The following is a 19,948-nucleotide window of genomic DNA, read 5'->3' as shown; positions in this document are numbered from 1 at the left end:
TCGTGATCGGACCGGTCATCTCGATTTACCCAATCCAAGTGCCACCTCATATTTCCAACGTCATGAGAACCCAACACCCCTAACTTTCAATGCATGAAACAGATTTTACCGATCTCGCAAGAAGTTCTCATCAAATGAGAGGATGATGCACCAGCGCGGCAATGCCGTGAGACGACCGGCCTGCCCGCCCGGCCGTCTCGGAAATTTCCCTAATATGAGATAAACGGACGCGCTAATCGACGTGATCGGCAATGCACTGCGCAAGCGCGCGTTCAAGCGCGGACATATCGTTTTTTGCCGAATCGAACGCATAGCGTCGACGCTGTCCGTGCACTTTCAAATCCGCGCCGTATCGGTCGACGCCAGCCAATCGCACGATCGACGGACGGCTCACGTGGCGGTCGAAATATTCGATCAGTGCCGTTTCGTCTTCGTCCGTCAAAGGTTCGAGTGGATCGAGTTCGTCGGCATCGAGCCAGCCCATTGCGCCGAATCCGCCGATGTATCGCATACGTTCGATTTCGAGCACGTGAAACGAAAAATCCCCGAGTGCGAGATAACGTTCGGCGTCGGGGTGATAGCGTAAATAGCGGCGCACGAGCGCAGGCTCGAGCCCGCCTGGTGTGAAGTGACCCAGCAGCGTCAGGCGTTCGCCATTCAGAACGTCATCGTTCGGTGGCGCATCGACGACGAGAAAACCCGCGCGCGGGTCGGCTTCGAGATTGCGCGCATGTTCGGCCAGACGACTCACGAGGACGACGGGCCGATGCTTGGCATCGGGCGCGAACGGCAGCGCCGTCGGGTACGGATAGCCGAGCGGCTCGCGCGCATGCGTCGCCAGTGCGCCCGTGGGCTTACGATGCAATAGATGCAGCGGTGCGTATGCGGAAATGTTCATGAGTTCGTGTCCCCGGCTAGGGTTCGCATCGCATCTCGGCGCGGCGCGAAGCCCTCCGTTAGAATCGGCGTTCCATTCATCGTAGCGCTTGCGAGCGCGGCCGCCGCGCCGGCTTGCGCGTCCTCGCCCTTTTTGGCCTTCCCAACGTGTCGCAGACCACCTCGCCCCAGGCCCCCGCCGCGCATCTCAATCTGGCTCCGGCCGCGCGGCAGCGCGCACGGTACGCCACTATGGCACTCTTTTTTATCGCCGGTATGGGGTACGCCTCTTGGGGCGTGCACGTGCCGACCGTGCGCGACAAGTTCCACCTGGACCCGGCGGCGCTCTCGCTCGCGCTGTTCGTTCTGACCGGCGGCTCGATCGCGGCCACCGTCAGCAATGCGAAATGGATCGCGCGCGTCGGCACGCGCCGCGCCTGTCTCGTGGGTGGGCTCGTCATGTCGGTCAGCATGGCACTGATTTTAGTCGCGCCGACGTACGAAACGCTGTTGCCCGTGCTCGCCACCTTCGGCGCGGGCCTGGCGACGATGGACGTGGCGATGAACGCCGAAGCGAGCGCCGTCGAGCAAGCGCTCGGGCGGCCCATCATGTCTTCGCTGCACGGCATGTTCAGTATCGGCGGGATGTTCGGCGCCGCCGCCGGCGGTCTAGCGCTCGCGCACGGCATCGCGAGCGCGCTGCACATGCTGCTGGCCGCCGTCGTCATTGCGACCGTGCTCGCGCTCGCTTGTCCCTCGGTGCTGCCGCACGTGCCGCACGCCGAAGGTCATCACGAAAGCGCCCGCTCGAGCCGCTGGCGCTCGCCCGTGCTGTGGGCGCTTGGCGCCGTCGCGCTCATCGCGCTGATCGCCGAAGGGGCGATGTACGACTGGGCCGCGGTCTACATGCGCGACGTCGTGCGCTCGAGCCCGGCCTTCGCCAGCGCCGGTTATGCCGCATTCACGGGCGCGATGGCCGCCGGGCGATTCGCCGGCGATGCCGTGCGCGCCCGCTTCGGGGCCGTGCAGCTCGTGGCGGTGAGCGCCTCGCTGGCCTGCGCCGGGATGATTGCCGCGCTCGTGTTGCCGTTCTCGGTCACGGCGTTGCTCGGCTTCGCGATGATGGGGCTCGGGCTCGCCAACATGATGCCCGTGCTGTTCGCGGCCGCCATGCGCGTGAAAGGCATCCACGCCGCCGAAGGGCTCGCGCACGTCGCGAGCATCGCCTATGTCGGCTTGCTGTTCGGGCCCGTGCTCATCGGCGGCGTCGCGCAAGCGACGAACCTGTCTGTCGGGCTTTCGGTGGTGGCGCTGTGCGCGGCGCTCGTCGCCTTCGTCGGGCCGCGTGTGCTTAGAAAGCTAGGCGTTTGATCGACGAATAGCCGGGCTGCGAATAACCGGGCTGCGACCGGACCGCGACCGCGACCGCGACCGCGACCGCGCCGATAATGGCCAGGCCGCAAACAAACCGCCAATACAAAATAAAAAGGGCGCGCCCGCCGCAGCGTACGCGCCCTCGAGTCCGCTCTCCGGCTGGTGGGCCACCCAAGCAGCCCACCACCTTCGATCGGTCGGCTCGCGCCGATTACATGTTCACTTCGCTCAGCAGCGTCTTCTTGCCGTCCTTGTAGTCGTACAGCGAGATCACGCCGTGCTTCAGATCGCCGTGCTCGTCGAACTGCACGTTACCGATCACGCCGTTGTAGTTCGTCGACGGCATCGCCGCGAGAATCTTTGCCGGATCGGTCGAGTTCGCACGCTTCATCGCGTCGACGATGATGTACACCGCGTCATACGTGAACGGCGCGTAGATCTGGATCGGCACGCCGAAACGCTTCTGGTACTTCGCTTCGAAGTTTTTGCCCGCATCACCCATCTTCTCGAGCGACTTGCCCGCTTCCGAGCACACGATGTTGTCCGTCGCATCGCCAGCCAGCGTCGAGAGCTGGTCGGTACAAACACCGTCACCCGCGAGGATCTTCGCCTTGATGCCGAGCTGCTTCGCTTGCTTGGCGAACGGGCCGCCGGTGGCGTCCATGCCGCCGTACATGATCGCGTCAGGACCTTCGCCCTTGATCTTCGTCAGAATCGCGCGGAAGTCGACAGCCTTGTCGTTGGTCGCGTCATGCGAGAGGACTTGCATACCGAGCGACTTCGCCGTCTTTTCGAATTCGTTCGCGAGACCTTGGCCGTATGCCGTGGCGTCGTCGACGATCGCGACCTTCTTCAGCTTCAATTGTTTAGCTGCGTAGTTTGCGAGGGCGGGGCCTTGCTGCGCATCGGTCGCCACGACGCGGAACGTCGTCTTGAAGCCTTGCAGCGTATATTGCGGGTTCGTCGCCGACGGCGAGATCTGCACGATGCCCGCATCGCTGTAGATCTTCGAAGCCGGGATCGTCGTGCCGGAGTTCAAGTGGCCGACGACGGCAACCACGTGGTCGTCGACGAGCTTCTGCGCAACCTGCGTCGCCGTGCGCGGGTCAGCCGCGTCGTCCTGCGCGTCCAGTTGCAGCGTGACCTTCTGGCCGTTGATCACGAGACCTTTCTTGTTGATTTCCTCTACAGCAAGACGAGCGCCGTTTTCGTTGTCTTTGCCGAGGTGAGCGATCTGCCCCGTCAGCGGCGCAACGTGACCGATCTTGACGATTTCGTCTGCCGCGGCACCCGTTGCCATCGTCGCGCACAACATTGCAGCCGCGGTGATCGGCAACAGCTTTTGCATCTTGATATTCATGTAAGTCTCCGGTTTCGGTCCCAAAAACGACGTGATCGCCCTAATCCCCGCCTTCCTCTTGTCTGTGCCGAAGGGGCAATTACGTCGGATGCATCGTCATGCACTTGGTTGGGCACGCGAGCCGGCCAGTTTGTGACAAGCCGCGCCTTCGTGCTGCGCGCAAGTGTAGGGCAACAAATTAAAGTTGTGGATTTTTTTGAGAAAGTGGGAAGACTACTAATAGCGCCGGCCGCAAAAAAGGCTGATGAAAACATCGTAACCGCCCGGAAACCCATTGGGCATGCGGGTTTTCGAGCAGTGGGATGGTGCGGCGGCCGCGCAACACTACGATCTTCAATTACGAAGGCGATGCGCAAAAGTCTCGATCTCGATCAAAAAAAACGCTTAACCGAACATACAAATGCCATTCAGTCGTTCGGTGATCGGCCCGCTTATACGACGATCCGTAGACAGCTTATTCCACTTGCGCCGCGCGTGAAACCCGACTCGAAGCGGCTCGCCATTCCGCATCGAGCGCGTCGATGAGTTCGGCCGTGCCGCAGCCCGGGCGACGGCCGCGCAGAAGCGGCGCGCCCTGCCCCGCCCACAGCGACAGGTAATCGCCGCGGTCGGCGCGCGCGGCCGCTTGACGCAGCTCCTGCGTCAGCGCGTTTTGCACGGGATACGGCGCCACGCGGGCGGGCTCAGCCTCGAGACGGTCCATCAGCGTATTGCGAATGCCGCGTGCATAGCGGCCGGTGATCGCGCGCGTGACCGACGTCGCGGTATCGCTGCTCGCGGCGAGCCGCTTTCTCCAGTCCTGCGCGATCGCGCTTTCGGCGCATGGCAGAAACGCCGTGCCGAGCTGCGCGGCCTGCGCACCCAGCGCGAGCGCCGCGGCGATCCCGCGGCCGTCCATGATGCCGCCCGCCGCGAGCACGGGAATGCGCAGTGCGTCGACGAGTTGCGGCACGAGCGCCATCGTGCCGACGAGCGGGTTCTTGTCGGCATCGATGAACGTGCCGCGATGCCCGCCCGCCTCGGCGCCTTGGGCGCAAACGGCATCCGCGCCCGCATCGCGCCAGGCGATGCCCTCGGCGACGTGCGTCGCCGTGCCGATCACATAGGTGCCGGCCGCCTTGAGCCGCTCGACGTCGGCCGCCTCGAGCACGCCGAACGTGAAGCTCGCGATGGGCACGCGCAACGCGATGAGCTGCTCGAGCTGCGCGCGAAGCGCTGGGGCATAGCGCTCGGGCGCGCGGCCCGGCGGCAGACCGAGTTCGGCGCGCAGCGGATCGATCGCATCGAGCGCACGGCGCAGCATGGCGCCGTCGGGCGCGATCGGGTCCAATACGAACAGGTTGACGCCGAACGGGCGCGAAGTCGCGCCGCGAATCTCGGCCACCTCGGCCGCGAGCTTCTCCGGCGCCATCGCCCCCGCGCCCAAACTGCCGAGCGCGCCGGCGTTGCTGGCCGCGACCACGAGCGCCGGCGTCGTCGCCCCCACCATCGGCGCTTGCACGAGCGGCAAACGCAGACCGAAACGTTCGGCGAACGGTGTGGCGTAATGGCTCGTGGCACGCGTGTTCATCTCGACTCTCCTCGTTCGGTTCGCTCTTGTGCGCGCGAGTGTCCCCCCGGGTGCTCAAGCTGCGCAACGTTGCGCTCACTCTACGCGCGGGTGCGGCTCACGAAAAATGAATTATCGAGATCGATTCGTTCGCGATCGGTGAACGAATCGATCGCGGCGGTCGTATGCACCTTCTATGCCTCTCGTACGCACCTTCAGCGAGCGGCGCGGATCGGTGCCAAACTGGCAGGCTCTACGACTGACGATGGGAGATAGGCAATGAGCGTAACGACCCGATGGATTGAAATCGATGCTGGCGGCGGCGAGCACTACGATGGGTACCTAGCCCTGCCGCGCGCCGGCAAAGGCCCCGGTGTCATCATCGTGCAAGAAATCTTCGGCGTGAACGCGCATATTCGGTCGGTGGCCGAGCAATATGCGCTGGCGGGCTATGTCGCGCTCGCACCCGACATTTTTTGGCGCAGCGAACGGCGCGTGGAACTCGGCTATGAAGGCGCCGACCGCGACAAGGCGCTTGCGATACTCAAGAGCCTCGACGTCGACAAGACGGCGGCTGACCTCGGCGCCGCGGCAAGCACGTTGCGCGCACAGCCCGAAACGGCCGGCAAGATCGGCGCGACCGGGTTCTGCTTCGGCGGACAGCTAGCCTACTTGATGGCGGCACGCGGGACGGTCGACGCGGCTGTCTCTTACTATGGCGGCGGGATTCAGAACAAGCTCGACGAAGCGGAGCACATCCGCGTGCCGATGCTTTTCCATTATGCGGAGCACGATTCGTCGATCCCGCAGACGGCCGTCGCCCAGGTCAAGCAGCGCTTCGCGGGGCACGCGAACGCGCAGTTCCACGACTATCCGGGCGTCGGGCACGGCTTCAACTGCTCCGACCGCGCCGCCTACGATCAGCATGCCTCCGCGCTCGCGCACGGGCGCACGCTGGCGTTTCTCTCGTCGAACTTGTAATCGATTGCGAATCGGTACGGCGCGTTCGAGCCGTGCCGATTCTTTTCGATCGCGTCAGGCCTTCTTCGAATAGGCGCTGCACCAGCCGCCGTTCGCCACTTGCTTGCCGCCGAACATCGGGCACGGCGCGAACGCCGAGGTAGCCGTGCCTTGGAAGAATTGGCAGTTGCTGCACTTCTCGCCCGCGGCGTACTTCGGTTGCTTCGTCTTGTCGACCTTGGTCGCGTCCATCTTGTAGCCGAGCGCGACGGCGGTCGGATCGTTTTCCGCGACATGCGGCGCGTCGGCCAGTGCTTCGCGCGAAGCCAGCGCGAGCGCGGAAACGGCGCCCAGACTCGTGATCAAAAACGTGCGACGGGACGATTTCATGGGGACTCTCCTTTGTATGACCTACTCAACGCTGCTCTGCGGCAGCAGTGGGCAAGCATAACAACGAAGCGCGCCCAGCGCATCCAGGCCGACCAAATGTCGCGGATAAGTGAGATAGGTGAGCGACGTCACGCCCGCCCGACGAGTTCGCGGACCCGCTGCGCGATCGCCAGCGAAGCCGTCAGCCCCGGCGATTCGATGCCGAACAGGTTGACGAGCCCCCGCACCCCATGCGCGGCCGGACCTTGGATCACGAAGTCGGCCGCGCTCTCGCCCGGCCCCGACAACTTCGGGCGAATCCCCGCATAGGCCGGCTGCAGCGCGTCGTCGGGCAGCTCGGGCCAATATTCGCGGATGGCGGCATAGAACGATTCGGCGCGGCGGGGATCGACGTCGTAATTGATCGTGTCGACCCATTCGACGTCGGGACCGAAACGCGCCTGGCCGCCAAGGTCGAGCGTCAAATGCACGCCGAGGCCGGCGTCGTTCGGCATCGGATAGATCAGGCGCGAAAACGGCGCCCGGCCCGAAATGCCGAAGTAGTTGCCGCGCGCGAGATAGAGCGGCGGGACGTGCCGCGCATCGAGGCCGCGAATCTTGCGGGCCAGCGCATTCGCGTGCAAGCCGGCGCTGTTGATGACGCAAGCGGCCGATAGCGTCGTCGGCGTTTCGCCTCCGACCGTCACCGTGAAACGCCCGGCCCTCGCCTCGACCGACTGCACCGGCGAATGAAACGCGCATACCGCGCCGCCGCGCTCAGCATCGCCTTGCAACGCGAGCAGCAATTGATGGCTGTCCACGATACCCGTCTGCGGCGAAAACACGGCCGCTTCGCATTGCAATGCCGGCTCGAGTTCCCGCGCGTCCGCACCGGTGAGCCGAATCAGATCGAGCACGCCGTTCTCTTTGCCGCGCGCCTCGATGGCCGCGAGCTGCGGCACCTGGTTGCGCGCCGTCGCGACGAGCAGCTTGCCGCAGCGCTGATGCGGGACGCCGCGCGCGGCGCAGTATTCATAAAGCATTTCGCGGCCGCGCACGCAAAGCGTTGCTTTCATCGAGCCGCGCGGATAGTAGAGCCCCGCATGTATGACTTCGCTATTGCGCGAACTCGTGCCGGTGCCGATCGCTTCGCTCTCTTCGAGCACGATCACTTCGCGGCCTCGCTCAGCGAGCGCGCGTGCGATCGCCAGACCGACCACGCCCGCGCCGATCACTACACATTCGATCTCATCCATGTTTGTCGCCGCGACCGGCTCGGCCGCGCTTCTCCGTCCGCTTTCGACTTCGGTGGGACTTCTTCGCGAGCGCGCTCAATGCGCTTGGAGCGTCCTGTCTGGCATCGTCGCGGCGCGCCGCGACGTCGATGCGTAAAGGCCATTGTACGACGCACCGTAGCACCGACGCCGCGTGCATGGAGTAAAGCGCCGTCTTATTGGCCGAAGCGATACGTATCGGGGGCGTCAGAAACCGATCGGCCGGCGGCGAGCGCCTCGCTCGGGGCGGATGTCGTCGGCGCGCACGATGTCGCGGCCATCGATGCGGGCCGCGCCGAATGCATGCAGCAGCGCGCGGCGCATGTCGCGCGGCGAGGTGCACGCGAGCGCTTCGAGGGCGTCGTCGCCGAGCCGCTCCGGGAAGCGCCGGCCCCAGCTATGCGCCGTACGGATTTCGTCGTAGATCGTCTGCGCAATGCGGCGCGCGCCGTCGCGATCGGGCGGCGCGATCTCGTAGACGCTCATGCGGCTCAGGATCGGCGCGGGAATCGCGCGCTCGTCGTTGGCCGTCGCGACCCAGATGACCTGGCCGGCATTGATCGGGACTTCGGCGAACTCGTCGATGAACGCCTGCGCGGTTTCGTATTCGAGCAACGCATAAAGTGCGCCGAGCGGATCGTATTGCGAGTCGCCGCTCGCTTTGTCGATTTCGTCGACGACGATCACGGGATTCGCATAGCTGCCGTTGACGAGGGTTTCGAAGACTTTGCCGGGCTTCGCATTCTTCCACTGCGACGAGGCGCCCGACAGAATCCATCCCGCCGTCAACGAACTCATCGCGACATACTGGTGCGAGGTGCCGAGCAGACGCGCGAGCGCCTTGGCGAAGTGCGTTTTGCCGATGCCCGGATCGCCGAGCAGCAGGATCGGCATCAGCTCGAGCCGGTCCTCCGTTTCGACGCACAGCGCGACCTGCCGGCGCACATCCTCGAGCGGATCGGCGAAGTTCGGCAGCGCGTCGATCAGCGCATCGATCGCCGGCATGCGGTTCGGCTTGACGCAAAACCGCAGGTTGCCGACCTTGAGCATCTTTTCGTAGGTTGTGCGCAGCGCTTCGTTCGCACTTTCGTTCAGTTCGTTCAGCGCGGTTTCGACCCGATCGAGGTCGTACAGCTTGCTGAACGACGCCACTGCGATTTCCTGTTTCACCACGGCTGTCGTCATCGCTCACCTCTCATGCCGCGACCGAAGCGCATGCACTGCCGAGCGCCCCGCCGATCCATGGTGTGCTGCCACGCGTCCGGCCTTGGGGCGGCGCATCGTTCGCTGCTTTGCGATTTCAGTGTAGCGAAGCAAGTTCCATGCGAAAAGCCAGCAGCGCCGTGCGCGTGCTGCTAATAAGCGCCGCGAACGCGCTCGCTCGCCAATGCGGCACGCGCCTCGCCCCGCGGCGAGGCGCCGTGGGTCATGCGGCCACAGAGGCGTTAGGCGTAAGATGGGCGCTTGTCGTCGCGCGCGGCCGCATTCGTCTGCGCGAAGGAGAACGGTTCGATGAGGCGTGCTACTCGCATCGCCGCCACGCTCGGCGGCGCCGTCGCCGGCGTGATCGGCATCGTGGCCGCGCTCGCGCTGGCCGGCGCGCTAACCGCGGGCAATGCAACGGCCGCGGGCGAAGCGCCGGCGAATTCCGCCGCTTCGGGTGGCGCCGGTGGCCCCGGCGGCGCCTCGTCCGACGACCTGCCCGCCGCCATCCAATGGCAACTCGACGTCGTGCGCGACGGACAAACGATCGACACGTTTCAAGCCACGACGATGGTCGGCCAGGCGTTCAGTGCCACGCATCATCATGCAGTCACCCATCGCGTCGGCTGCAAGGAAAACCCCGGAGGCGGCATCGATCTTGCGCGGACGATATCGGTCTCGCCCGTCGCGGCGGACGTCAGCGGCATCACCCTCGCCATCGATGCCGACGAGACGATCGAGGACGATAGCGCGCCGACGACGCCCGAAGGCTGTGCGTTGCCGCCGCAGCCTCGGCGCGTCGACGCGAGCCATCCCGGTCTGTTCGTGCCCGTCGGCGAGTCGGCCGACTGGACGCTGATCGACAAGAATCCGACGCTCGTCTATCGCGTGCACGCGAGCGTCGCGCCTCATTAACGGTTGGAACGAAGCGGAAACGAAGCGGCATGCGAAACCCCGAAGACCTCATGCAGACAGGTGCGGCAAGCCCGCAAAAGAAAGACTTCGTCGCGGTGAGCTGGAACCTGCACAAGGGTCGATCGCCGCTCGGCTTCACCGCCTGGAAGGCGATGCAGCGCTGGGTCGAATCGACGCATGCCGACGTCTATTTCCTACAGGAAGCGATGGCGCGGCGCATGCCGGGCCCGGTGCTCGCGACGAGCTTCGGTGCGCCCGTGCACGAGCCGCTCGCGGACGTCTGGGAATGCCAGGCGACCGAAATCGCCCATGCGCTCGACCTGGACATCGCGCTCGGGCCGAACGTCTTCAAGCCGTCGTGGCGCCATGGCAACGCAATCCTCTCGCCGCATCCGCTCGATCTCGGCGGACGCTGGGACATTTCAGCGCACCGGTTCGAGCGGCGCGGCTTGCTCGTCGCACGCGCGGCATTCGCGGGCCAATCCGTCACGCTGTTGTGCGCCCATCTCGCGCTCACGCGCTCGGCTCGGATGCGGCAGATGAATTGGATCGCCCATTGGATCGCGCGCGAGGCGCCGGCCGGGCCGCTCGTGCTCGCGGGCGACTTCAACGACTGGCGCAACGATTCGGTCGGGATCTTCGGCGAGCATGGGCTCGTCGAGGTCGCGACGCTGCTCGGGCAGCCGGCCCGCACGTTCCCCGCGTTCTCGCCGGCGCTCGCGCTCGACAAGATGTTCGTGCGCGGCATGCAGCCGATCGCCTGCGTCCAGCCTACGCAGGAAACCGCGTGGCTTTCCGACCACTTGCCCTACATCGCCCGTCTCGAATTGAGCGACTTACCCGTCGAAGTGCGTTAGATTGAGCGGTCTCGTTTCGCCTGGCGCTCACCACGATGCATTACTTGCCGATTCTTCTGCAAATTGCCGTCATCTATCTGATTGCCGCGGCCAGCCCCGGACCGAACTTCTTCATGGTCACGCAGCTTTCGCTTGCAGGCAGGCGCGGGCTTGGCGCCGCTTCCGCGCTCGGGGTCTGCACGGCATCGATGCTCTGGGTGACGCTGGCCATGCTCGGGCTCGCGGCCGTGCTGCAACGGCTCGAGTGGCTCTACACCGGCGTGCGCATCGCCGGCGCGATCTACCTCGTCTATTTCGGCCTGAAGCTGCTGCGTGCAAGCACTCGCCGCAGCCCGGCGCCGCAAGTTCACGACAGCGGCGCGGAGCCGATCGCGCACGGTGCGGCGGCGTGGCTGCGTTCCTACCGCTCGGGGTTCGTCACCTGCGCGACGAATCCGAAGTCGTGCGCGTTCTGGACGAGCGTGTTCGCGGCGATGTTTCCCGCGCATCCGCCGCTTTGGTTCTATGGCGCGGTGTTCGCGACGATCGGTTCGCTGTCGGCTAGCTGGTACTGCGGCATCGCGTTCATGTTCGCCACCGAGCGCACCCAGCGCGGCTATCGCAAACTGCGCAGGCCGATCGACGCGTTCTGCGGCGCCGCACTCGTCGGGCTCGGCGCGAAGCTCGTCGCCGAGCGATAGGCGCGCGCTACGCCGGCGAACCTCGGGAGCTGGGCGCGCGATGCGAACGGCGGCTCTGGTATGCCTTCGTCGTACCGGCTCGCCGGCTGCAAAAACCCTTCGCGCGATGGTGATGCTGCAGGCGCGGTAAAATAGCGGATTTTCAGCGTCGCGAGACGCAGCCGCGAAAGCCCCTTCGCCCCCTGCCCGCCGGCCGGAGCGTCCGTGTGCCGAGCGCTTTGGTGCCCATCTCTTCGCACTTTCACGTAGCCATGAGCAATCTGAACCCGCAAACCGTCCTCTCCGTCCATCACTGGACCGATACGCTCTTTAGCTTCACCTGTACCCGCGATGCGTCGTTTCGCTTCGAAAACGGGCAATTCACGATGGTCGGGCTCGAAGTCGACGGCAAGCCGCTGATCCGCGCCTACAGCATGGCAAGCGCGAACTACGAGGAAAACCTCGAATTCCTGAGCATCAAGGTGCAGGACGGCCCGCTCACGTCGCGTCTGCAACACTTGAAGGTCGGCGATCAAGTTCTCATCGGCAAGAAGCCGACGGGCACGCTCATGGCCGACAACCTGCTGCCGGGCAAGACGCTCTGGCTGCTCTCGACGGGTACGGGGCTCGCGCCGTTCATGTCGATCATCAAGGACCCGGACGTCTACGACCGCTACGAGAAGGTCGTCCTCACGCACACGTGCCGGTTCGTCGACGAACTCGCTTACAAGGAATACATCACCGATCACCTGCCGGCCCACGAGGACATCGGCGAGCTCGTTCGCGAGAAGCTCGTCTATTACCCGACCGTCACGCGTGAGACGTTCCACAACCGCGGCCGGATCACCGAACTCATCGACACGCAGAAGCTGTTCGAGGACCTGAACGTGCCCCCGTTCTCGCTCGAGAACGACCGCGTCATGCTCTGCGGCAGCCCCCATATGCTGCGCGATACGCGCGAACTGCTCGACGGGCTCGGCTTCAAGGAAGGCAGTAACAACGAGCCGGGCCACTACGTCGTCGAAAAGGCGTTCGTCGGCTAACGGCCGGAGCGGCAAGCGCTCGCACGCAGCAACGCTCGCTCGCACCCCGCGGCGCGCGCCATCGATTCTCGACCGCGGCTTGCGGCCACCCCGCCGTCGACAAAACCGGAGCCTCGTGCTCCGGTTTTTGTTTTTGCGCGGCAATTTGCCGCACCTATTTGCCGCACCTATTTGCCGCACCTATCTGCCCCTATCTGCCGCAGCTTCGGTTGTTACAACTGACCGCCGGTCGGCCCCGTTTGATCGTAGGATTTTTTCCTACAGCCGAAAATCTTCGGGCTGTCAATCAGGGCTTGTCGAGACGTTGCAACGCCAGTCGTGACGCCATGTTTCCTAATTTTGAGATATGATCCGCCCCGAAGAAGGGTCGAATGGAAACGATTTGGCTCGGCAATTTCGTTGTTACCAGATGTAAATTTCGTTACGCAACACGTCATCTTTTCCGCCGTCACAGCGTGCAAATTGGAGATTGTGATCTTCGCGATGAGTCAACGTCTGGCCAATTCGACCGATTTTTTCGAAGAGCGTGGCGGCGAGCGCGCCGAGAGGCGTCTGCGCGAACTTGCGACCGAACTGACGGAAGCGCGTGAAGCGATCAAGCGGCACGTCGCCCGCGAGCTCCATGACGGGCTCGGCGCCGAGCTGACGGCGGCACGCTTCGCACTCGCCAACGTCGAGCACGCGTTGAGCGCGGGCGGCGATCCCTCGGCGGCTGCGCAAGCGCTCGCGCTCGCGCAGCAATCGATCGATGCCGCGTGCGAAGCCGGCCGCCGCCTGGTTCAAGAACTGCACGCACCGAACGTCGAGGGCGGTATCGTCGCGGCGCTCGCCCAGTGGACGCGGACGTTCGCGCAGCGCACGGGCCTCGCGACGAGCTTCGTCTGCGCTGCCGACGTACGTCTCACGCAACTGCCGCCCGACGCGGCGCTCGCCGTGATGCGCGTGGCCCAGGAAGCGTTGAACAACGTGGCCAAGCACGCCGACGCTTCGCGCGCCGACATCTGCATCCAGACCGATGCGAAGCGCTTGACGCTCGTCATCGAGGACGACGGCCGCGGCATGCCGCCGCGCGCGCGCCGCGCCGGTGCACCCGACTCGGCCAGCGCTCGCGGCTTCGGCCTGCCCGGCCTGCGCGCTCGCTGCGAAGCGTTCGGCGGCGCGCTACGCATCGCCTCGCGGCTACGTGACGAATCGTGCACGCCTTGGCTTGGGACATGGCCTGCTGCCGACGCCGGCGCACCGGCCGCGCGCTCGGGCACGACCGTGCGCGCGCACTTCCTGTGGGCCGCCATGGCGCACGGGCAAAGCGCCGCCACCGGTCAGCGTCCGACCCGCGTGACGCGCGCGAGGTAAGGCGATGACGCTCAGAATCCTGCTCGTCGACGACCACGCCATCGTCCGCCAAGGCGTTCGCCAGCTCTTGCTCAACCACGGCGTCGCGCGCGAGGTCGTCGAAGCCGACAGCGGCGCGCAGGCGCTCGCGAGCCTCGACGGCGCCCCGTTCGACATCGTCTTGCTCGACATTTCGCTGCCCGACATGAACGGCGTGGAAGTGCTCAAGCGCGTGAAGCGCCGCGCGCCGCGCGCCCCCGTCATGATGTTCTCCATGTACCGCGAGGATCAGTACGCCGTGCGCTCCATCAAGGCGGGCGCCGCCGGCTATTTGTCGAAGGCGGTGACGGCCGCGCAGATGATCGAAGCCATCCGCCAGGTGGCCTCGGGCCGCAAATACGTGAGCCCCGCGCTCGCGGAGGCGCTTGCCGATTACGTCTCCTTCGACAACGACCACTTGCCGCACGAAAAGCTGTCGGACCGTGAGTATCAGACGCTTTGCATGCTTGCCTCGGGCAAGCGGCTGACCGACATCGCCCACGCGCTCTCGCTATCCGTGAAGACGGTCAGCGTCTACCGCGCGCGGCTGCTCGAAAAGATGAAACTGCGCAACAACGCGGAACTCACGTTCTACGTGATGAGCAATCGGCTCGTCGATCTCAACCCGGCGATGACGGCCTGAAAACAGGGTATCGTCGGTGGCATCTAAGACATTTCTGATTGCTTACGGCATCGCGGGTCAAGCGGGTCGTCTCCGCTAGAATCCAGGGTTTTTCCGTAGCCAAATTGCACCAGCAAGGTGCGATTTCTAGGAGACCCTCGCCCCATGTCCCTCTTCCGCAAGAAAAATGTCGAGCAAATGATCGCCGGTGCCGAGCGCACGGGCCTGAAAAAAGCGCTCGGCGCGCTTGATCTCATGTTCCTCGGCATCGGCGCCATCATCGGCACCGGTATTTTCGTGCTGACGGGCACGGGTGCCGTGCAAGCCGGCCCTGCGCTGATGGTCGCGTTCCTCATCGCCGCCGTCGCGTGCGCGCTCGCCGGCCTCGCCTATGCCGAGTTCGCCGCCACCATCCCCGTGGCCGGCTCGATCTACACCTACTCGTACGCGACGCTCGGCGAACTCGCGGCCTGGGTCATCGGCTGGGATCTCATGCTCGAATACGGCTTGGCGGCCTCGGCCGTCTCGGTCGGCTGGTCGGGCTACCTGCAGTCGCTGCTGGCCGGCTTCGGCCTGAAGCTGCCGATGGCGCTCACGGCCGCGCCGGGCGCCATCGCCGGCCATACGACGCTGTTCAACCTGCCCGCGTTCCTCGTCATGATGATCATTACGACGCTGCTGGCCGTCGGCGTGCGCGAATCGACGCGCGTCAACAACATCATGGTCGCGATCAAGGTGGTGGTCGTGCTCGCCGTCATCGCGGTCGGCGCATTCCACGTGCAGCCGGCGAACTGGCACCCGTTCATGCCGAACGGCTGGCACGGCGTCTTCGGCGCCGCGGCCGTCATGTTCTTCGCGTTCATCGGCTTCGACTCCGTTTCGTCCGCGGCCGAGGAAGTCAAGAATCCGAAGCGCGATCTGCCGATCGGCATCATCGCTTCGCTGGCCCTGTGCGCCGTACTGTACGTCGCGGTGGCCGCCGTCGTGACGGGTATCGTGCCCTCGCCGCGCTTCGCCGATATTTCGCACCCCGTCTCGTACGCGCTCCAAGTCGCGGGGCAAAACTGGGTGGCCGGCTTCATCGATCTGGGCGCCGTGCTCGGCATGCTCACCGTCATCCTCGTCATGAGCTATGGCCAAACGCGCATTATTTTCGCGATGTCGCGCGACGGGCTGCTGCCGCAAGCCCTCTCGCGCGTGCACCCGCGTTTCGCCACGCCGTTCCTGACGACTTGGATCGTCGGCATTTTCTTCGGCCTCGTCGGCGCACTCGTGCCTTTGAGCGTGCTGGCCGAGCTCATCAACATCGGCACGCTCGCCGCGTTCTCGATGGTCTCGATCGCCGTGCTCGTCCTGCGCCGCACGCATCCGCACCTGCCGCGCGCTTTCCGCTGCCCCGGCGTGCCCGCTCTGCCGCTCGCGGCCGTCGCGGCGTGCGTCTTTCTGATGGTCAACCTGCAATGGATCACGTGGGTCGCGTTCGTCGTTTGGCTCGCGATCGGCCTGACCGTCTACCTCGGCTACTCGCGCAAGCATTCGCTGCTCGCCCACGACAAGCACTGAGCGCCGCGCTAGCCGTGGGCGTACGAACGCTCACGGCGCCTGTGGCACCCCGTTTCCAAACGGCATTGCCGGCTTCGGCGGCGATGCCGTTTTGCTTTGCACGCGGCTTGCTGCTCGTTCCGCTCGTGCGGCCGATGAACTCACACGCGCCGCGGGTACATAATGACTAATCGGTACCCTGTTGCCGGGCGCCGGTTCTTCCTTTTCTTGGTTCTTCCCTTTTTACTGGAGGAGCAACGCAATGGAATTAACGGAAAGCTACACGCTGCCGGTGCCGCCGCAGCGAGCTTGGGAAGCGCTCACCGATGCCGCGATTCTGCGTGCTTCGATCCCCGGATGCGAAGACATTCAAGCCGACGGAGAGAACGGCTTCGCATTGGCGATGGATCTCGGCGCGGATGGGGTCGGGGCCCGCTTCAAGGGGCGGGTGCGACTGACCGAGGTCGATACGCCGGGCGCCCGCACGCTGTTGTTCGAGCTCGACGTGCCGCCATTGACTGCCTCCAACGGCTCGGGAGCGCCAGGACCGCATGGCGCACGACTGCGGCTCGAAGCCGACGGCGATGCGACGAGCACGTTGCTCTACACGGCGTACGCGCAAACGCTGCACGCCGACGGCAAAAGCGCCGCCGATGACGTCGTGCGCAAGGTGGCCGACGAATTCTTCAAACGCTTCGCGGCGCATCTGAACGCCGCCGACAACCTGCTGCCGAGCGATGCGCCGCAGCCGGCCGGCCCCTCGGGGCAACACGCGGCCGTGCTCGAATCGGCGCCGTCGGGCAAGGGAGGCAAATCGTGGAAGGCATGGACCTCGAGGTCCTGAACACGAGCCTGCGCTGGCTCACCGACGGCCAGCGCGTGTCGCTCCCGACGATGTTGCAGGTCGAAGGGGCCAAGGCCGCGCGCGAGCATGCAGCATGTGGGGCATGAGAGAGAAAAACGGCTAGCGCGGCAATAGCGGCACGGGCGAGCGGGGTGGCATGGGGCCGTCGGCGGCAGGCTTGCTTGGCGACGCCGTGGCCTGGGCCTCGAAGTCCTCGTCTTCGTCGGCAACACCGCTCTCGAGACGGTAGAGCCAGGCGAGCAACTCGGCCACGGCCTGATAGAGCTCGGGCGGAATACGCGCATCGAGATCGACCTGCATCAGCAGCGACACCATTTCCGGCGCGCGATGGACGTAGAGCCCCGCCTCCTGCGCACGCTGAATGATCATTTCCGCCACGAGCCCGTAGCCTTTCGCCACGACGCGCGGTGCGTTGTCGCCGCCTTTCGCGTCGTAGGCCAGGGCCGCCGCGCTCTTACGTCGCGGGCGCCGAGTCATGATCCACTCCATTCGAACGGATCGTCGAACAGACGGTCGATCGGCGAAGGCACCGGGCCGCCATGGGCTGCACCGCGCTTGGGCGGCGAATCGGCCTCGCCGGTTTGCGCTGCGGCCATGCCGGTCGCGCTGAGTCCGCCGTCGCGCACTTCGACGTCGGACACGTCCTTCGGTGTCTCGCGCGCCTCGGCCTCGGCAGCCGCTCGTGCGTAGGCCGACGTCGCGGCCGAAGCGGTGCCCCCGCCGGCGGCCGGCGCCGTCCCACCGATTTCGCGGATCTGCAGGCCGGTCAGCTCGATTCCCGCCGCCTGAAGCCGGCGTCCGAACGCCGCGCTGCCCGAGGCGAGCCGCGCTGCGCCGCCTGGGCTCGCCTGCACGCGCATGACGAGTTGAGTGCCGTTCATGACGAGTTCGGCGTCGACGGTGCCGAGCGTCGGCAGCGCAAGCGTGACGCGCGTACGCCACGTCTGCTGCGCATCGTCTTCGCCGTCGCTCCCCCAGCCGCGCCGCTCGCGCTCGGGTTCGATCGTCCAATCGAGCTTCGCGCCCGGCCATACCTCGCCGCTCCAGCGAAATTGCTGTGTGGCGAGCACGTCGAGTTGCTGGCGCACGAGCGGAATCGTCGCCGGATGGATCGAGGCGGCGATCGACGAAGGCATGTCGGCCGCAGGACCGCCGGCGCGGCCCGCGCTCGCGCCGCCAAAGGCCGCGTCGTCGAGCGAGCCGTTGGATGCGCCGCGCCACGCCGCGTTGTCGGCGGCCGTGCCGGCCGTACCCGCTGTGTCCGGATAAGGGGCCGCGTTGGCGTGCGGCGCCGCGCCGAACGGGGGAAGCGACAATTGCGGCGGCAGTTCGTGCGGCAACCAGCCTCCGCCGGCAGGCAGCGTACCGCCCGATGCCAGCCAGCCGGGCATGCCGGCCGCATCGGCATCGCCCGTCGGATTGCTCCAATCGAGCGGCAACTGGAGCGCCTCGGCCGCGAGCCGCGTTTGCGGCTCGTCGGCAAGAGCCTCGGCCGGATAAGTACCGCTCAGCCACTGCGCGAGATGCGATTCGTAGAAAAGACCCGATTCGTTGACGGTCTGCTCGAGCGCCTCGGCGAGCGCGGCAACAGGTATCGCCGTGGCCGCTGCGCCGACGGTAGCCGTGCCACCGGTTGAACCCGCTTGGGCGGATGCGGCGGAGGTAGCGGATGCGGCAGAGCCGGCGGCATCGCCCGCCATCGCAGCCGGGCTCGCATCGACCGCCGCACCGGCGGCGAAAAGCTCGCCCGCCGCCGCGGCCGTGTCGATCGCGGGCGGCGCGGGCCAGATCGGCGCCTCGCCGATGACGGCGGGCGTCGCCTCGCCGCCGAAGCGCGAAATGGCATCGAGCGTCAGTGCAACTTCGGAAAGAATGGCCTGCGCCGAGGCGGGAGGCGGCGTGTCGGCCAGCGCGGCGGCGCCGTCGGCCGCGGCCGGCGTATCGACCGTGAGCCCCGTCGCGCCCGATTGGGCCGCGCCCGTGCGCGCGCCCGCGCCGACGCTGTCGAGCAGACCGTCGATGCCGCTGACCAGCATCGAGGCGAGGGCAGAGTCGATTCCTGTCATGCCGCGTCCTTGCGCCGTCGTTCGAACCTGCCCTCGCTACGCGGGCACCGCGCGCCGCGGGCCGGAGAGCTGGATGACTACATCATGCACGCTCAACGCGCGCCGAACAGTTCCTTGAGCACATGCGCCGGGCGCCGTGCGGAAAAAAAAGCGGATAGGCGCGCGACGCTCGGATTGACGAGGTCGCGAATCGCGGCGTCGTCGGCCAGAATCTGGCGAATCAGGTCGTACTTGCGCATCCGCTCGTGTTCGTTGAGCGAGACGCTGGCATCGACCTCGCGCAGCGTATCGACAAGCGCCCGGTACTCTTCCTGCAACTCCATCAATTCGGTCCACAGCGCATGGCGAGCCGCCGACAACATGCGCGAGGAAACCGAGGCAATCGCCTCGTAACGTGCGAAATAGTCTGCTTTCGAATTCATCGCTGCGCGTCCGCCTGCCCCTGCTGCGCCATGATCCGCGCCGCTTCCACGCCGATGCCGATCCAGGCTTCCTCGAGCGTTGCGAGCAAGCCGTCCACTTCGATCAGCATCGCTTCGCTCTGGGCGATGTTCGCCTCCAACAATCGACGCGTCATGTAACTGTAAAGTGCGTCGAGTCGATGAGCGATCTCGCCCCCCACATCTTTGTTCAGCGATGCCTGCAAGCCGCTGCCGATGATCCCGATGGCCTTGCTGATCGCCTCGCCGCGCGGGCCGATGTTGCCTTGCTGCAAATGCATGCGCGCCTGCGCGATGGCCTTGCGCGCGCCTTGGTACAGCATGAGGATCAATCGATGCGGATTTGCGCCCATCACCCCTGTCTCGACGCCGACGCGCGCATAGGCACCCGCTCCAGCGTGTCCGTGGGAAAACATCGGCGCTTCTCCTTGTTGGTCGTGAATGTGCGGAAATCCAGTCGGCGCGGCGAGATGCACACATCGCCTCCCCGCGCCTGCCCCGTCGCTGCCGAGCATGCGTGAGTGCCGCGCGCTGGCCATATTGCGGTTATCGGATCGCCTAGGGCAAAGCTTTAGCCGCTTGCGGTCATCCAGGCAGCAAGCG

General features: G+C 65.7%; 21 protein-coding genes. 11 read left to right on the top strand and 10 right to left on the bottom strand.

The window, feature by feature from the left end; genetic code table 11:
* Positions 1-232 precede the first annotated feature (232 nt).
* A complete protein-coding gene (locus J3485_RS00975) occupies positions 233-898 on the bottom strand; it encodes a HugZ family pyridoxamine 5'-phosphate oxidase (protein WP_206950764.1) in 666 nt (221 codons plus the stop codon).
* Between the two features lie 230 nt (positions 899-1,128).
* Between J3485_RS00975 and J3485_RS00970 the strand changes: the two genes are divergently transcribed.
* Positions 1,129-2,247, top strand: a complete 1,119-nt coding sequence (locus J3485_RS00970; RefSeq protein WP_206950763.1) for an MFS transporter — start codon at positions 1,129-1,131, stop codon at positions 2,245-2,247.
* 214 nt (positions 2,248-2,461) lie between these two features.
* Here J3485_RS00970 and J3485_RS00965 read toward each other — a convergent pair whose 3' ends face one another.
* The gene (locus J3485_RS00965; RefSeq protein WP_206950762.1) at positions 2,462-3,610 is read right to left on the bottom strand and encodes a branched-chain amino acid ABC transporter substrate-binding protein; all 1,149 of its coding nucleotides are present in this window, start codon (positions 3,608-3,610) and stop codon (positions 2,462-2,464) included.
* A 454-nt stretch (positions 3,611-4,064) separates the two neighbouring features.
* Positions 4,065-5,180: an NAD(P)H-dependent flavin oxidoreductase gene (locus J3485_RS00960; protein WP_206950761.1), complete on the bottom strand. Its 1,116-nt coding sequence runs from the start codon at positions 5,178-5,180 to the stop codon at positions 4,065-4,067.
* A gap of 258 nt (positions 5,181-5,438) precedes the next feature.
* On the opposite strand from J3485_RS00960, the gene J3485_RS00955 reads away from it, so the two are divergent.
* Positions 5,439-6,140, top strand: a complete 702-nt coding sequence (locus tag J3485_RS00955; RefSeq protein ID WP_206950760.1) for a dienelactone hydrolase family protein — start codon at positions 5,439-5,441, stop codon at positions 6,138-6,140.
* 54 nt (positions 6,141-6,194) lie between these two features.
* On the opposite strand, the gene J3485_RS00950 is transcribed toward J3485_RS00955, so the two are convergent.
* The 3 genes from J3485_RS00950 to J3485_RS00940 form a co-directional block, all read right to left on the bottom strand.
* On the bottom strand, positions 6,195-6,509 hold the full coding sequence (locus J3485_RS00950; RefSeq protein WP_206950759.1) for a high-potential iron-sulfur protein: 315 nt from the start codon (positions 6,507-6,509) through the stop codon (positions 6,195-6,197).
* A 128-nt stretch (positions 6,510-6,637) separates the two neighbouring features.
* Positions 6,638-7,744 carry an NAD(P)/FAD-dependent oxidoreductase gene (locus J3485_RS00945; protein WP_206950758.1) on the bottom strand — a complete coding sequence of 369 codons (1,107 nt, stop codon included), beginning with the start codon at positions 7,742-7,744 and terminating at the stop codon, positions 6,638-6,640.
* 225 nt (positions 7,745-7,969) lie between these two features.
* Positions 7,970-8,947 carry an AAA family ATPase gene (locus tag J3485_RS00940; protein WP_206950757.1) on the bottom strand — a complete coding sequence of 326 codons (978 nt, stop codon included), beginning with the start codon at positions 8,945-8,947 and terminating at the stop codon, positions 7,970-7,972.
* 327 nt (positions 8,948-9,274) lie between these two features.
* Between J3485_RS00940 and J3485_RS00935 the strand changes: the two genes are divergently transcribed.
* The 9 genes from J3485_RS00935 (at position 9,275) to J3485_RS29215 (ending at position 16,925) form a co-directional block, all read left to right on the top strand.
* Positions 9,275-9,880, top strand: a complete 606-nt coding sequence (locus J3485_RS00935) for a hypothetical protein (protein WP_206950756.1) — start codon at positions 9,275-9,277, stop codon at positions 9,878-9,880.
* A 29-nt stretch (positions 9,881-9,909) separates the two neighbouring features.
* On the top strand, positions 9,910-10,737 hold the full coding sequence (locus tag J3485_RS00930; protein ID WP_206950755.1) for an endonuclease/exonuclease/phosphatase family protein: 828 nt from the start codon (positions 9,910-9,912) through the stop codon (positions 10,735-10,737).
* 35 nt (positions 10,738-10,772) lie between these two features.
* Positions 10,773-11,417 carry a LysE family translocator gene (locus J3485_RS00925; protein ID WP_206950754.1) on the top strand — a complete coding sequence of 215 codons (645 nt, stop codon included), beginning with the start codon at positions 10,773-10,775 and terminating at the stop codon, positions 11,415-11,417.
* 251 nt (positions 11,418-11,668) lie between these two features.
* Complete coding sequence (locus J3485_RS00920; RefSeq protein ID WP_206950753.1) at positions 11,669-12,439, top strand: ferredoxin--NADP reductase; 771 nt, start codon at positions 11,669-11,671, stop codon at positions 12,437-12,439.
* A 483-nt stretch (positions 12,440-12,922) separates the two neighbouring features.
* The gene (locus J3485_RS00915; RefSeq protein WP_206950752.1) at positions 12,923-13,792 is read left to right on the top strand and encodes a sensor histidine kinase; all 870 of its coding nucleotides are present in this window, start codon (positions 12,923-12,925) and stop codon (positions 13,790-13,792) included.
* Between the two features lie 4 nt (positions 13,793-13,796).
* Complete coding sequence (gene rqpR / locus J3485_RS00910) at positions 13,797-14,453, top strand: response regulator transcription factor RqpR (RefSeq protein ID WP_206950751.1); 657 nt, start codon at positions 13,797-13,799, stop codon at positions 14,451-14,453.
* Between the two features lie 144 nt (positions 14,454-14,597).
* Entirely contained in the window at positions 14,598-15,995 is a 1,398-nt protein-coding gene (gene bcaP / locus J3485_RS00905; RefSeq protein WP_206950750.1) for a branched-chain amino acid transporter BcaP, read from the top strand.
* A 241-nt stretch (positions 15,996-16,236) separates the two neighbouring features.
* Entirely contained in the window at positions 16,237-16,818 is a 582-nt protein-coding gene (locus J3485_RS00900; protein ID WP_206950749.1) for an SRPBCC family protein, read from the top strand.
* Positions 16,800-16,925: a hypothetical protein gene (locus J3485_RS29215; RefSeq protein ID WP_277991584.1), complete on the top strand. Its 126-nt coding sequence runs from the start codon at positions 16,800-16,802 to the stop codon at positions 16,923-16,925. Before J3485_RS00900 ends, J3485_RS29215 begins: the two co-directional genes overlap by 19 nt.
* Before the next feature lie 13 nt (positions 16,926-16,938).
* Here J3485_RS29215 and J3485_RS00895 read toward each other — a convergent pair whose 3' ends face one another.
* From J3485_RS00895 to fliS, 4 genes are all read right to left on the bottom strand, one after another.
* Positions 16,939-17,316 (bottom strand): EscU/YscU/HrcU family type III secretion system export apparatus switch protein, encoded by a 378-nt coding sequence (locus J3485_RS00895; protein ID WP_206950748.1) that lies wholly within the window; start codon positions 17,314-17,316, stop codon positions 16,939-16,941.
* On the bottom strand, positions 17,313-18,905 hold the full coding sequence (fliK, locus tag J3485_RS00890; RefSeq protein ID WP_206950747.1) for a flagellar hook-length control protein FliK: 1,593 nt from the start codon (positions 18,903-18,905) through the stop codon (positions 17,313-17,315). Before fliK ends, J3485_RS00895 begins: the two co-directional genes overlap by 4 nt.
* Before the next feature lie 92 nt (positions 18,906-18,997).
* Positions 18,998-19,327, bottom strand: a complete 330-nt coding sequence (locus tag J3485_RS00885; RefSeq protein WP_206950746.1) for a flagellar protein FliT — start codon at positions 19,325-19,327, stop codon at positions 18,998-19,000.
* Positions 19,324-19,761: a flagellar export chaperone FliS gene (gene fliS / locus J3485_RS00880; protein ID WP_206950745.1), complete on the bottom strand. Its 438-nt coding sequence runs from the start codon at positions 19,759-19,761 to the stop codon at positions 19,324-19,326. Before fliS ends, J3485_RS00885 begins: the two co-directional genes overlap by 4 nt.
* Between the last annotated feature and the right edge of the window lie 187 nt (positions 19,762-19,948).

The sequence above is a fragment of the Trinickia acidisoli genome, assembly GCF_017315725.1.
Taxonomy (GTDB): domain Bacteria; phylum Pseudomonadota; class Gammaproteobacteria; order Burkholderiales; family Burkholderiaceae; genus Trinickia; species Trinickia acidisoli.
This window is presented reverse-complemented; position numbering and strand designations above follow the sequence as displayed.